The sequence below is a fragment of the Staphylococcus simiae genome (assembly GCF_017357005.1).
In the GTDB taxonomy this organism is placed as follows: Bacteria; Bacillota; Bacilli; order Staphylococcales; family Staphylococcaceae; genus Staphylococcus; species Staphylococcus simiae_A.
This window is the reverse complement of the sequence record NZ_CP071589.1, coordinates 107,074-120,701: the sequence shown is the minus strand read 5'-3', so window position 1 is coordinate 120,701 and position 13,628 is coordinate 107,074. Positions and strand designations below refer to the sequence as shown.

The window sequence follows — 13,628 nt, the reverse complement described above, 5'->3', positions numbered from 1 at the left end:
TCCTTTATTCTCCAAATCTAGCAAGTATTGTTTGTTCTAAATAACTAATCAGACGATCAACTAAAAAGCCAAACAAGCTAATAAAAAATATTGCTGATAAGACATCTTCTAAATTCAACATATTGCGTGAATCAACAATTAAAAATCCGAGTCCAGACTGTGCACCAATCATTTCTCCTGAAACTAAAAATATCCAACTCGTACCAACAGCCATATGTATACCAGCCATCATTTGTTTAAATGACCCAGGAAATAAAATATGTCGATACAATGACCACCCTTGTAGACTTAAATTAGATGCTATTTTCAAATATTGTGGTTCTACTTCTTTAATACCTTTAATCGTATTAAAGACAATCGGAAAGAATGCAGCGATAAATATAATCGCCATAGCAGGTAAACTCCCTATACCAAACCATAAAACAACAAATGGTGACCAAGCGATTGGTGATATTGGGCGTATCAATTGTAATAACGGCTCTATGGCTTGATATAAAACAGCGCTACGTCCGATTAAAAATCCTACAGGTACTGCGACAATAATTGCCACACCAAAGCCAACGACAAACCGCCATAAACTAATAGCTAAATGTTTAAAAATAATACCACTCGTTATAAAATGCCAAATACTTTGTCCAACCAATGCTGGACTAGGAAGTAAAATCGCCTCATAGTGGCCAATCCAAATAACAATTTGCCATAACAACAAAAATATAATCATAGTGACAATAGGTAAGGATAGACGTACAACTTTATTATGGATCATTACTTTTGTGCCTCCTTATAAAATGACGGTGCTACAAAGTCATCATAATCAGGGGTATTAAATAAGTGATGTTCATTGACTAACTTTGCAATTTTGTTATAGCCAGATGCTCTGATGGATAAATCACCATATGATGTCCATGCTGCTGATTGCTTTAATACTTTAGGTTGTTGTTTAAAATATTTTGTCATGATATCAACACTTTGTTGCTTATCATTCATTTTAAAGCCTGCTTGTTTGTAATCTTTAACGAATGCTTGTGCTAAATGACGTTGTTGCAATACTTCTCCTCTTAACACTAAGACGCAACAATAAGCATCAGGCATCACTTCATCACCATGTTTCAATACTTGTCCTTTTTCTAAAGCAGCGCCTATTGCGCCAAACGGTTCAGCTACCGAATAACCAGATATTCTTTGTTCACTTAAAGCTGCTGGCATTTCTGCAGGAGACATTTCATGATAATCAAATGTATGCTTTTTTAGTTTCAACTGCTTGCGCATTTCTTCTAATAGTAAATAGTGAGTTGAATAACGATGTGGAATGGCAAAAGAATAGGAGGTATTATTATGAAAATCACTCACACCCTTATGCTTTTGTCCCATAATAACGTTACCTTCATGATGTCCTAATGCAACTGCTTTAATATTCGCGCCTTTTTGTTTAGATTTCATTGCCAATTCTATTAATGTAGAGGCTCCATCAATACGACCGCTATTCAAGGCGTCCATTAAATCTGGCCAGTTATTGAATTTTACTAATTCTAAATGATACTTACTGTTTGGCGTTTGTTGTTCAATTTGTTTCGTCATCATTAAATTAGCAGCGTGCGTAATAGGCAAATAACCAATTTTAATTGTTTGAACATGATCTTTATTATGTTTAGTAAAGGCGGTCAACTGCTGTACTCGATTACAACTTGTTAATAGCAGGAGACATATCAGTGAAATCATTATTAATTTCTTCATAATGAAGCCTCCCTATAAGTAGTATTCTGGTTCAACAGCATGATGAACTAAGGCAAATTCTTCCATAATATCATTTCTTATCTTTAATAAATGACTGTCGTTACGATTTCTAGGTTGTGTTTCACTAATGGTATATTGATTAATAATGCGACAACCTTCTCCTAATAAAACAATACGATCTGATAAATATAATGCTTCATCAATATCATGTGTCACTAAAATCATCGTGGCAGTGGTTTGTCTTTTCAACTGTAGTAACTGATCCTGTAACTTATAACGTGTAAAGACATCAAGTGCTCCTAAGGGTTCATCCATTAAAATCACTTTCGGTTGATGAACTTGCGCTCGACATATTGCAACACGCTGCTTCATGCCACCAGATAATTGCTCAGGAAATTGATGTCCTTTCCCATGCAATTCAACCGAAGCTAAGTGCTCATCAATGCAGTCATCACTAACCTTACTTGTTAAACCAAGTCGTACATTATCAATAATATTTTTCCACGGTAATAGGTTATGTTGCTGAAAGATCATTAAACAATCAGGTGATGGACTTTGTTTCAACTTATTATCTATCATTACCTCACCAGTTGTCGGCGTCATAAAACCACCAATAATGTTCAGTAATGTGGACTTACCACAACCACTTTTACCAATAAATGTGACGATTTCACCTTCATTAATTGTTAGATTAAAATCATCTATAACTCGATGGGCACCGAAGCAATGTTGAAGTTGATGAATATTAATCATTGCACCACTCCTATTATTATTATCGTTTTACTAAGAATTGATGTAATATAGTAGAGCTATGCCAAAACATAGCTCTATAATCGTAACTCAGTGACCTTTATTAGATGGTTCTGATTAAATCTTTTCAATACCATCAATAGGTGTATCAACTGCTTTACGTGCACGACGTACTGCTTCTTCATCAGGTGCATTATATAAACAAATACATTTAGACATATCTTCACAAACATAAGTACGTTTAAATTCAACTTCAGGCACTTCTTCATAATGAACAGAATTTTTCTTTTTACGTGCTAAATATTGATCCATTGTAATTCCTTCAGGAATGTTCCAAGTAACAAGATAATCAATATGTGCATCGCCATTTTTAACTTCATCTAATTCTTTACCTACCAGACGTACTTGTTTCACTAAATTAATACTAATATCAGCATCAGTTAAAAATTGTGTAGCTTCTTCTTCACTATTCGCCTCTACAATGAAATAACCGTGTGATAAATTTTCAGTAGCCTGAACTTCAATTAAAGTAGGAATTGAATCAGTAACTAATGATGCGACCTTTTGTTCAAGCTCCTGTTTCGTTGTAGCAAAGTTAAGGTGATTCGCTTCTAATAAAAATAATGTCATTAAAAAGACCTCCTAAATGAATGTTTGAAAAAATATTACTATAATTCCTATCATAATACAAGGATATAAAACGAGAATTTATAATTTTCTGATAAATTCTGAGAATATATTCTGTTAAATTTTATTTTAAAATGGCAAAGCATAGAAATTGATAAATAGGGTATTAAGATAACAAGTATATAAATTGGAGGGATTATATGGATAAACAAGATGTTATAAATAGTTTAGACAGAAACGGTAAAATAGCAATTGAAACAATGGCTGGTAAAAAATATAAAATTGAAGAAGTTGCTAGAGATAATGATGAGCAACATCTCCATATTTTAAAGCCACAAGAAGTGACTGTCCTAATCGATAGTATTAAAGAAATTGATGAAAATGATTTAAATGATCCTACATAAAGCATCATAATAAAAAGGTTCTCTCCCAAATTGGACTGATATATAATTTATATTTTAAACTATTCACTTTTTATTTATCAGTTCTGAAAAATAGGGAACCAATAAAGAGGCTGGGACATAAATCCCAAAAATAATAGCACAAAGATGATTTTATTGTTAAATCGTCTTTGTGCTTCTTTATGTTCAATACTCCGTATTGTAGTTTCGCGTTCCTAGGGTGCTGTCTCAGCCTGTAGTCTTCGACTAGCACTGCTCCCTCAGGAGTCTTCACTACAATACTTCGTTTTTTATGTAATTTTACATGTAAATACTTCAAAAAAATAAGACACTTTCGTATAATTTAATAAATACCAATAAACCAAATTAACGAGGTGTCTTATGTATAAAGATTATAACATGACTCAACTTACACTACCAATGGAAACTTCAGTAAAAATTCCTCAAAATGATATTTCAAGATACGTTAATGACATAGTTGAAAGCATACCAGATAGAGAATTCGACGAATTCAAACATTATCGTGGTGCGACTTCATATCATCCAAAAATGATGTTAAAAATTATTCTATATGCCTACACACAATCTGTATATTCTGGAAGAAAAATAGAAAGATTACTCAATGATAGTCTTCGTATGATGTGGTTGTCTCAAAATCAAACACCTTCATATAAAACAATTAATCGATTCAGAGTCAATCCTAAAACAGATGCCTTAATTGAATCTTTATTTATCCAATTTCATAGTCAGTGTCTAAAGCAAAATCTTATTGATGACCAAGCTATTTTTATCGATGGAACCAAAGTCGAAGCTGATGCCAATAGATATACGTTCGTATGGAAGAAAAGTATTTTAAATTATGAAACAGATATAAACGAAAATTCAAAAACAATCTATCAAGAATTAGTAAAGGATAAAATTATACCAGAGATTATAGAAGATAAAGATACTGATTTATCAAAAGAAGATATTGATTTAATCGGTAGTCACTTGGATAAAGAAATCGAAGATTTAAATCAACAAATTGATAATGAAACACAACCAGAACTAAGAAAGCAAACTCGTCAAAAAAGAACTAAAATAAAAAAAGTTAAAAAGAAATTTGATGATTATTCTGACCGAAAGTCGAAGTACGAAGAACAAAAAGCAATTCTTCAAGACCGTAATAGTTATTCTAAAACAGACCATGACGCTACTTTTATGAGAATGAAAGAAGATCATATGAAAAATGGACAACTTAAACCAGGATACAATTTACAAATAGCGACAAATTCGCAATTTGTTTTATCATATAATGTCTACCAAAATCCAACAGATACTAGAACTTTAATATCATTTTTAACTTTAATTAAAGAAACCTACGGTTATTTACCTGAGTATATTGTCGCTGATGCTGGTTATGGTAGTGAACAAAATTACATGGCTATTATCGATGATTTTAATAGAACACCATTGATTACATATGGAATGTTTATTAAAGATAAAACTAAAAAATTTAAAAGTGACATTTTTAATACTCAGAACTGGGATTATGATGAAATCAACGATGAATTTATTTGTCCAAATCAAAAACGATTAGGATTTAAACGATATGCTTATCGTAATGATAAATATGGATTCAAAAGAGATTTTAAATTATATGAATGTGATGATTGTACAGATTGTCCACTCAAACATCAATGTATGAAATCAAAGTCAAAAACAAATAAAAAAATAATGAAGAATTATAATTGGGAGTATTTTAAATCTCAAGTAAATCAAAAGCTTTCTGAGCCAGAAACGAAAAAAATCTATAGTCAAAGAAAAATTGACGTAGAACCTGTTTTTGGATTCACGAAGGCTATTTTGGGGTTCACTCGAATGTCAGTTCGAGGACTCGATAAGGTTAAACGTGAACTTGGATTTGTATTAATGGCAGTTAACATAAGGAAGCTAGCAGCTCAAGGAGCTGTTTATTTCAAAATTAATAATGAAAAAGACAATTTCTATCAATTTTCAATAGAAATTGTCTTTTTTACTTTCACCAAGAACTTAATGTCCCAGGCTCTTCGTCATTAAAATTCAAACGTATGATTAATCGACTTAATACAACCCTTTTAATGCATTACTTGTATCAATATAGATATTTTTAACTTGTTGATAATTACTTAATGCTGCTTTATATGTCTCGCGACCAATACCAGATTTCTTGTAACCGCCAAATGGTGCACCTTCTGGGACTTGATTATACGTATTAATCCATATACGTCCTGTTCTCACAGCTTTCGCAATGTTTAATGCACGCGTAATATCTTGTGAGAAGACGCCACCTGCTAAACCATACTCTGAATCATTGGCAATATCTATGGCTTGTTGATCATCAGTCACTTTAATTACTGTTAATACTGGGCCAAAAATTTCTTCTTGTGCTAATTTATGTTCGTTACTCTCTACTGCAATTAGCGTCGGTTCAAAGAAATAACCTTTATCTAAACCATTAGTTGTTACACGATGACCCCCAGTAAGAATATTGGCGCCAGATTGTTTCGCATAATCAACATAAGATTGTATTTTTTCTAGTTGATCTTGGCCAGTTTGACTACCCATTTGCGTTGATTCATCTAATGGATCGCCCACTTTTATTTTTGAAAAGGCTTCTTCTAATCGAGGTATTAATTGATCATAAATTTTGTCGTGCACAAGTAAGCGTGATCCCGCACTACATACCTCACCTTGATTGAACAAAATACCTAATTGAATGCCTTCAACAGCTAAATCTAGATTAGCATCATCTAAGATAATATTTGCACTCTTACCACCAAGTTCAAGCGTCGCTGGGACAAGGTGTTTAGCAGCCGCTTCAGCAACTTGATAACCTACATCTGTTGAGCCTGTGAAAGATAATTTATCTACACCTTCATGGTTGAAAATAGCATTACCTGATTCTGACCCTTTACCTGTTAAGATATTAATAACCCCTTTAGGTAATATATCTTGGAAAATTTTAGCTGCTTCTAAGAGACTTAATGGTGTTGATGATGAAGGTTGAATGACAATGGTATTACCAGCGGCGATGGCAGGCGCAATCTTCCATGCTGCTAACAACATAGGGAAATTCCATGCCACAACTGCACCTACGACACCGATAGGTTCATAACGTACAATACTCATCGTATCTTTATCAATATCATTCACAGTACCTTCTTCAGTTTCAATAACACTAGCAAAATAGTGGAAATGTCTTGCTGCAAAAGGAATATCAATTGATGTTGTTTCACGAATTGGTTTACCGTTATTTAATGTTTCAACCATTGCCAAATGGTCTTTGTGTGCCATTAATTGATCACCAATTTGACGTAATAATTGTGCACGTTCCGTTTTAGAAGTTAAGCTCCATGATTCAAAGGCATTTTGTGCTGCTTTAACTGCTGTATCGACATCTTCATTTGTCGCCTTTGTAATATGTGAAAGTGTTTCTCCAGTAGCTGGATTCGTCACTGCGATTGTATCATTACTACTACCTTTAACAAATTCTCCGTTGATAAACAAACCGTAATCCTGGGCAATATAATCTTGAATGTTCACTGTCATTTTTATCTCTCCTTTGTATGTAGTAAACGTATGACTTAAAGTAATGATGTTACAATAGTCATTATATAGTAAGCGTTTACACAAATGAAAATCATTAGCTCAGTCATTTTTCGTCATTGATATTCCTGCTGTCATCATCTCTACTGTTAAATATTTAATTTATAAAAAGTATTGCTAAACTTATTGTTAAAATACATAATATAGTAAAATGCATTTGAGAATTATTATCATTAAGATGATAGAATAAGTTAGTGATAATTAACTTAAGCATTGTATTAACAGTTTGGAGGTTTCACTTGTGCGAATTATTCTATTAATTATCGGTATCATCTTCACTGGATTAGGTATCGCTGGTGCCGTTTTACCATTACTACCGACAACCCCATTTCTACTTGTAGCCGTTTTCTGCTTTGCTAGAAGTTCAGAGCGTTTTTATAACTGGTTGGTTCGACAAAAAATATATAAAGAATATGTTGAAAATTTCTACTTACACCGAGGATATACACTACCTCAGAAATTCAAAATTTTGTTAAGTCTCTATATTGTTATCGGCTTTTCTATACTAGTAGTTCCTATTTGGCCAGTTCGTATTGGCTTGATGATTCTTGTAGTGATACAAACTATCGCTTTATTTACTTTTGTCAAAACACTTCCTCAGACAAATAAGACAAAGGATTAATACCAGTGTCTATCCTTGAATATCGTTTACAACTTTTAACAATTCAAATAGTAAAACACCTTCGTATGATTGATTTTGTATTCAACTTCAACAATCTGACTTAACTTTACTTTTATGTGAGGTTGAGTCCATTTCAAATAGATCATACAGCGCGGAGTAGCACAGCAATCATTTTTCAAAAATTTATATCGCCCATGCACACTAACAAGACCCCACCAGGATGATAGGACAGTAATCATTGTCAAAAAATTTATGTCGTAAAGCCACCCTGACAAGGCTCGCAGGGATGATAAAGCAGTGATTTCTTAATAGTTCATCATACAGACAATTACTAACAATCACATCATATTACTTACAGCATACGTTCTGTCTTAGAATCCTTATATTACAAAAAATCTCGAGACCATCATTATTTATGATCATCTCGAGATAATTTCAAACTATACTATATCGTGTAATAATTCAGTCTAGCTATTAGCAATAAGTCATTATTGTTCATAATCATATGCTGTTTGGATAATACCTTTTAACTCACTGATTAACGGTTCTTTTGGATTAGCAGTCGTACATTGATCTTCAAATGCTAATTCTGCCATGCGATCAATTGTTGATGCTAGCACTTCTTCTGTGACACCTTGTGCTTTTAAATTCATATCAATACCTACTGAGCAACCTAAGTTATACACTGCTGTTGCCAATGCTTCGACTAATTCTTCAGTTGTTTGTCCTTCTAAACCTAAAAATCTAGCAATATCAGCATAATCTTTATCCGCTCTAAAGAAATCATATTTAGGGAATAAAGCGTGTTTTTGCGGGTCTTTAGCATTATAACGAATCACATGAGGTAATAAGATTGCATTGGTTCTACCATGTGGTATACCATACTCGCCGCCAATTTTATGCGCTATGGAGTGTGAAATACCTAAAAACGCATTAGCAAATGCCATTCCGGCCATTGTTGATGCATTATGCATTTTTTCACGTGACACTTTATCACCTTGATCCACTGACGATTTCAAGTAGTCAAATGTTAACTTAATCGCTTGTAAGCTTAATCCTCTTGTATAATCAGATGCCAAAACAGATACATATGATTCAATAGCATGTGTTAATACATCCATACCAGTATCTGCTGTTACACTTTTAGGTACACTCATTACAAATTGTGGATCAACAATAGCGATATCTGGTGTTAACGCATAATCTGCTAATGGATATTTCACATGTGTCTCACTATCAGTGATAACAGCAAATGGTGTTACTTCAGAACCTGTTCCTGAAGTAGTTGGTATACAAATAAGTTTAGCATGTTCTGGTTTGCCAATTTTATATGTTCGTTTACGAATATCTAAGAATTTTTGTTTCGCTCCAAAGAATGATGTTTCTGGATGCTCAAAGAACATCCACATTGCTTTAGCAGCATCCATTGCTGAGCCTCCACCAAGTGCAATGACAACATCTGGTTGGAAATCAATAAACATGTCTAATCCTTTGTAAACTGTATTTGTTGATGGATTTGGTTCAACATCACTAAATACTTTAATTTTCGGTTGTGGCACTCGACGTCTTAAGACACTTTCGACAGTATCCACATAACCAAATTTAACCATGCCTGGGTCAGTTACAATCATAACTTTGTCGATATGATCCATCTCTGTTAAATACATAATGGCATGTTCTTCAAAATATACTTTTGGAGGTAATTTAAACCATTGCATATTATTGCGACGTTTAGCAATTGTTTTAATATTTAATAAATCTACTGCACTCACATTATGTGACACTGAATTATGACCATAAGAACCACAACCTAATGTTAATGATGGAATTAATTCATTATACATATCTCCAATACCTCCAACAGCTGATGGCGTATTAACTAGTACACGACATGCTTTCATTGTTAACCCAAAGGCTTGTTGTAAATCACTATTTTCTGTGTGTATGACAGCAGTATGTCCTAAACCTCCAAATTGTAATGTTTGTTTACATATTTGAAAAGCATCATCGTGTGATTGTGCTTTAACCATCGCCAATACTGGAGATAATTTCTCACGAGATAACGGATAATCTGCTCCAACACCTTCAAGTTCTACAATTAATAACTTAGTATCCGTTGGCACTTTAATGCCTGCAAGCTCCGCAATGGCTACTGCTGATTTACCAACAATATCAGGTTTAACAGCTGTTTTATGATCATTCATTACAACATCTTCAAGTTGTTTCAATTCTTCTTGTTTAACAAAGTATGTACCATGTGATGTAAATTCATTCACTACGTCGGTGTAAACTTCTTTATCAACAACCATAACTTGTTCAGACGCACATATCATACCGTTATCAAATGTTTTAGAGCCAATAATATCATTAACCGCACGTTTAATATATGCTGTTTTTTCAATATAAGTCGGTACATTTCCTGGTCCAACACCTAAAGCAGGTTTCCCTGTTGAATATGCTGATTTCACCATGCCAGAACCACCAGTTGCTAATACTAATGCAATATCTTTATGATTCATCAGTTGCTTTGTTGCTTCGATAGAAGGTTCGTCAATCCATTGAATGCAATCTTGTGGAGCACCTGCTGCAATTGCTGCGTCTAAAATAACCTGAGCAGCTCGTTTAGATGATTGTTGTGCACTTGGGTGAAAAGCAAAAATGATTGGATTAGCTGTTTTAATGGCTATCATCGCTTTAAATATCGTTGTTGATGTTGGGTTAGTAGTTGGTGTAACACCACAGATAACACCAACTGGCTCGGCAACATAAGTTAAACCTTTCTGCTCATCTTCTCCTATAACACCGACCGTTTTATTATTTTTAATAGAATTCCAAATATATTCTGAAGCATATAAATTTTTAATTGCTTTATCTTCATATACGCCACGCCCAGTTTCTTCATACGCCATTTTTGCTAATGTCATGTGTTGATCTACAGCTGCTAGACTCATTTGATGTACAATATGGTCAATTTCTTGTTGTGATTTTTTAGATAATGCTTTTAAAGCTGCTTGACCTTTGGCAGCCAAAGCATTAATCATATTTGCTACTTGTTCTTCAGTCCCTCGTCGTTCTTTTTCTGATACAGTTCCCATATCAACCTCTCCTTTAACTTTGTGAATTATTTCACAAACATTATAGTATATGTTTTTTTAGATATAAAGAGATTTTGATAAAAAAATTTTAAAATTCGACTATTATTTGAACAATTAAAGTTTTTAAATTATAGTTTTACGCTAGGAAGTACTGCTGTGACTGACTTTGAGTGACATATTTGTTCCTTTATTTTCAAGATGACAATAAAAAACACTTTTCTTTGTTGTACATTGTAATTTAGGTCCTCAAACAAATCAGACTAAAAATCTTAATTATCTCTTATCCCAGCTTATACATTATAGTGTGAATTTATTATCAGATTTTTCTTTGCCGAGGACTCAATGCCCAACTTTTGAGTTTATAAAAATTATTTATTCATTTATCCTGTGTTGCATCCCTATCTCAGGAATATCGGCATCAAATTCTTTTATATTTTTATGATTTTAATTTGCATTTAATTAATCGGTTCTAAAAGTTAAAGAATCATAATTTACTAAACTATTTTTTAATACAAAAATAGCTATCTCCGTCGAGATAGCTCATCATTAATCGTCACATCTTATGCTGTATGAAACAACTGATTGTATATATAAGTAGTATACTCGGTTTATCATTTCATCTCACGTACTGTTAAATCAAGACGTTGCCCGATAAATGACTGTAATACATAGGCATCATGACTAATAATAATCATTTGAATATTACTTTGCTGTTGTAACATTTCAATCACTTTTTCTTCATTTATAACATCTAAATTAGTAGTCGCTTCATCTAAAATTAAAATATCCGGCTCACATATTAATGCTTTGGCAATCCATAGCCGCTGAAATTGTCCACCACTCAGTGTATCAACGCGTTGTTGTAATAGTGATTTTGATAACTGACATTGTTTCATTACGTTATTAATTCTCTGTTGAAAACCTTGTCGTTTAAAGCCAAAGTTTTTTAAAGGTGTAAGCAAAACCTGCCTTACTGTCTGTCTACCATTCAAGGTGTCACGTTGATACTGGGGAACATATTGAATATGTTTCATCCACTGTTTCGTAGTATACTCATTTCTTTCAATGCCGTTATAAAGCAATTGCCCACTATAATCCATATCAATACCAGCAATAATCTTAGCTAACGTAGACTTGCCACTACCACTTTGACCACAAATTAATATATGTTGTGCTGTCATCGTCACATTCAACTGCTCGATGATATTTTTGTCTTGTCCCCAAACCTTGGTTAGATTGTTAATTGTCAGCATAGTAGTAAGCCCTCCTGTTAGCTATATCAATGAGTTGTTGTGTATAGTCTTCTTTGGGTGCACTTAAGACATCCTTCACACTGCCACTTTCAATTATTTCACCACTTTTCATAATACTGACTTCAGTTGCATACTGACGAACGAGATTAAAATCATGAGTAATAAAAATAACTGTCATTTGTTGTTGTTTGACAATATCCATTAGATAATGCATAAAAACGTTACTATTTTTTATATCCAGTGCACTTGTTGGTTCATCTAATATTAATATTTTAGGGTGTCGAACCATTGCTAATACAAACGCAACACGTTGCGCCATACCACCGCTTAATTGAAATGGGTAACTGTTAAGCACTGTCTTAGGATTTGAAAAACCTAATTGTAGCAACAACGATTCTATTTGTTGTTGTTGCTGCACCTTTGATACTGATGACTGTATTGTCCGATACACTGCATTGAAATGTTTTTGTATCGTTACATTACTAAACATATTGCTATTAGCATCTTGAAATACTGCATCCGTTTCATTCAAATTGATACTGACATGTCCTTGATATTCTAATTGGGAATGTCGCATATTTAAAATTGTACGTACTAATAATGACTTGCCACTACCACTCTCACCAACAATAGCATGGAATTCACCAAATTTAACTGTCATTGACAATGATTTTAATAAGGCTTGATTATTGTTATAAATGGTTAATTGTTCAACTTCTACTGCATTGTTTATTGATTGATGTTGTTGTGAATCATTTGACATAAGTACGCATAACCTCCTAACAATAGCCCTGGAAAGAAAAATAGCCATGGTGCACTATTAAAAAAGCTTTTACCATCAAATAAGATTGTTCCAAGTTCTGGAGTTGGAGGTTTAATACCTAACCCTAAAAATGCCAAACCTGAAATACTCAGCATAATTTTACCGAAATCAGCTGATACCAATGCCAACACATTACTGGTTAAATTAGGAATAATGTGAAAGAACGTTGTTTGTATTTTAGAATATCCACTTAAAGGTGCATAAATAATAAATGGTTTTGTAATAATATCACGCGTCAGATTTCTAAAATAACGTAAGTATCGACCTAGCCAACCTATTGTCAAAGCAACCATTAAACCTACTATGGAGTCATTAACAAAAGTCAGCACAATTAATGCAATGATGAAGGATGGTATTACAAGTAACATATCAGCAATAAACATCATCATAACATCGATGAAACGCCCTACTATTCCAGAAATTAAGCCTAATAATAAACCTGTAACTACACTTAAAATAATAACTATAGCAGTTAACAAGAGTGTGACCGCACTTCCAATAATTAATCGTGATAATAAATCACGTCCTAATTGATCAGTACCTAGCAAATGATGCGTTAAACTAGGTGGTTGCAATTGTGCTGATGTGTTAATCATTACTGGATGATAGTATGTATAAAGCCATAAAATAGCTAATAATGCGATTGAAATGACATATAGTAATATACTTTTTATTGTTATCATTTCTCCACCCGCT

Annotated in this window: 12 protein-coding genes; 3 read left to right on the top strand and 9 right to left on the bottom strand. The window is 33.2% G+C overall.

Features of this window, described 5'->3' with window-relative positions; translation table 11 throughout:
* Positions 1-4: 4 nt before the first annotated feature.
* From J3R86_RS00515 to J3R86_RS00500, 4 genes are all read right to left on the bottom strand, one after another.
* Positions 5-766 carry an ABC transporter permease gene (locus J3R86_RS00515; RefSeq protein WP_207517601.1) on the bottom strand — a complete coding sequence of 254 codons (762 nt, stop codon included), beginning with the start codon at positions 764-766 and terminating at the stop codon, positions 5-7.
* Positions 766-1,734: an ABC transporter substrate-binding protein gene (locus J3R86_RS00510; RefSeq protein ID WP_207517600.1), complete on the bottom strand. Its 969-nt coding sequence runs from the start codon at positions 1,732-1,734 to the stop codon at positions 766-768. Before J3R86_RS00510 ends, J3R86_RS00515 begins: the two co-directional genes overlap by 1 nt.
* Positions 1,735-1,746: 12 nt before the next feature.
* Positions 1,747-2,487: an ABC transporter ATP-binding protein gene (locus tag J3R86_RS00505; protein ID WP_207517599.1), complete on the bottom strand. Its 741-nt coding sequence runs from the start codon at positions 2,485-2,487 to the stop codon at positions 1,747-1,749.
* Positions 2,488-2,601: 114 nt separating this feature from the next.
* Positions 2,602-3,114 carry a DUF4242 domain-containing protein gene (locus tag J3R86_RS00500; RefSeq protein WP_207517598.1) on the bottom strand — a complete coding sequence of 171 codons (513 nt, stop codon included), beginning with the start codon at positions 3,112-3,114 and terminating at the stop codon, positions 2,602-2,604.
* Positions 3,115-3,311: 197 nt separating this feature from the next.
* Between J3R86_RS00500 and J3R86_RS00495 the strand changes: the two genes are divergently transcribed.
* Both J3R86_RS00495 and J3R86_RS00490 read left to right on the top strand, forming a co-directional pair.
* The gene (locus J3R86_RS00495; protein WP_207517597.1) at positions 3,312-3,515 is read left to right on the top strand and encodes a hypothetical protein; all 204 of its coding nucleotides are present in this window, start codon (positions 3,312-3,314) and stop codon (positions 3,513-3,515) included.
* 378 nt (positions 3,516-3,893) lie between these two features.
* A complete protein-coding gene (locus tag J3R86_RS00490) occupies positions 3,894-5,570 on the top strand; it encodes an IS1182 family transposase (protein WP_207517596.1) in 1,677 nt (558 codons plus the stop codon).
* 24 nt (positions 5,571-5,594) lie between these two features.
* On the opposite strand, the gene J3R86_RS00485 is transcribed toward J3R86_RS00490, so the two are convergent.
* Positions 5,595-7,082, bottom strand: coding sequence for an aldehyde dehydrogenase family protein (locus tag J3R86_RS00485; protein WP_207517595.1), 1,488 nt, complete (start codon positions 7,080-7,082; stop codon positions 5,595-5,597).
* A gap of 298 nt (positions 7,083-7,380) precedes the next feature.
* Here J3R86_RS00485 and J3R86_RS00480 point away from each other — a divergent pair, with 298 nt between their 5' ends.
* The gene (locus J3R86_RS00480) at positions 7,381-7,761 is read left to right on the top strand and encodes a YbaN family protein (protein WP_207517594.1); all 381 of its coding nucleotides are present in this window, start codon (positions 7,381-7,383) and stop codon (positions 7,759-7,761) included.
* A 488-nt stretch (positions 7,762-8,249) separates the two neighbouring features.
* Here the strand turns inward: J3R86_RS00480 and adhE are convergent, their stop codons facing one another.
* The 4 genes from adhE to J3R86_RS00460 all read right to left on the bottom strand — a co-directional run bounded on the left by adhE (position 8,250) and on the right by J3R86_RS00460 (position 13,606).
* Positions 8,250-10,856, bottom strand: coding sequence for a bifunctional acetaldehyde-CoA/alcohol dehydrogenase (gene adhE, locus J3R86_RS00475; protein WP_207517593.1), 2,607 nt, complete (start codon positions 10,854-10,856; stop codon positions 8,250-8,252).
* A 611-nt stretch (positions 10,857-11,467) separates the two neighbouring features.
* On the bottom strand, positions 11,468-12,109 hold the full coding sequence (locus tag J3R86_RS00470) for an ATP-binding cassette domain-containing protein (protein WP_207517592.1): 642 nt from the start codon (positions 12,107-12,109) through the stop codon (positions 11,468-11,470).
* Complete coding sequence (locus J3R86_RS00465; RefSeq protein WP_207517591.1) at positions 12,096-12,872, bottom strand: ATP-binding cassette domain-containing protein; 777 nt, start codon at positions 12,870-12,872, stop codon at positions 12,096-12,098. The genes J3R86_RS00470 and J3R86_RS00465 overlap by 14 nt, the downstream gene beginning before the upstream one ends.
* Positions 12,839-13,606, bottom strand: coding sequence for an ABC transporter permease (locus J3R86_RS00460; protein ID WP_431607775.1), 768 nt, complete (start codon positions 13,604-13,606; stop codon positions 12,839-12,841). Before J3R86_RS00460 ends, J3R86_RS00465 begins: the two co-directional genes overlap by 34 nt.
* Between the last annotated feature and the right edge of the window lie 22 nt (positions 13,607-13,628).

What these genes read in the sequence shown, in the direction of transcription:
- J3R86_RS00515 (WP_207517601.1), bottom strand. Translation starts at nt 766, where the DNA reads ATGATCCATAATAAAGTTGTACGTCTATCCTTACCTATTGTCACTATG.
- adhE (WP_207517593.1), bottom strand. Translation starts at nt 10,856, where the DNA reads ATGGGAACTGTATCAGAAAAAGAACGACGAGGGACTGAAGAACAAGTA.
- J3R86_RS00510 (WP_207517600.1), bottom strand. Translation starts at nt 1,734, where the DNA reads ATGAAGAAATTAATAATGATTTCACTGATATGTCTCCTGCTATTAACA.
- J3R86_RS00485 (WP_207517595.1), bottom strand. Translation starts at nt 7,082, where the DNA reads ATGACAGTGAACATTCAAGATTATATTGCCCAGGATTACGGTTTGTTT.
- J3R86_RS00505 (WP_207517599.1), bottom strand. Translation starts at nt 2,487, where the DNA reads ATGATTAATATTCATCAACTTCAACATTGCTTCGGTGCCCATCGAGTT.
- J3R86_RS00495 (WP_207517597.1), top strand. Translation starts at nt 3,312, where the DNA reads ATGGATAAACAAGATGTTATAAATAGTTTAGACAGAAACGGTAAAATA.
- J3R86_RS00470 (WP_207517592.1), bottom strand. Translation starts at nt 12,109, where the DNA reads ATGCTGACAATTAACAATCTAACCAAGGTTTGGGGACAAGACAAAAAT.
- J3R86_RS00465 (WP_207517591.1), bottom strand. Translation starts at nt 12,872, where the DNA reads ATGTCAAATGATTCACAACAACATCAATCAATAAACAATGCAGTAGAA.
- J3R86_RS00500 (WP_207517598.1), bottom strand. Translation starts at nt 3,114, where the DNA reads ATGACATTATTTTTATTAGAAGCGAATCACCTTAACTTTGCTACAACG.
- J3R86_RS00490 (WP_207517596.1), top strand. Translation starts at nt 3,894, where the DNA reads ATGTATAAAGATTATAACATGACTCAACTTACACTACCAATGGAAACT.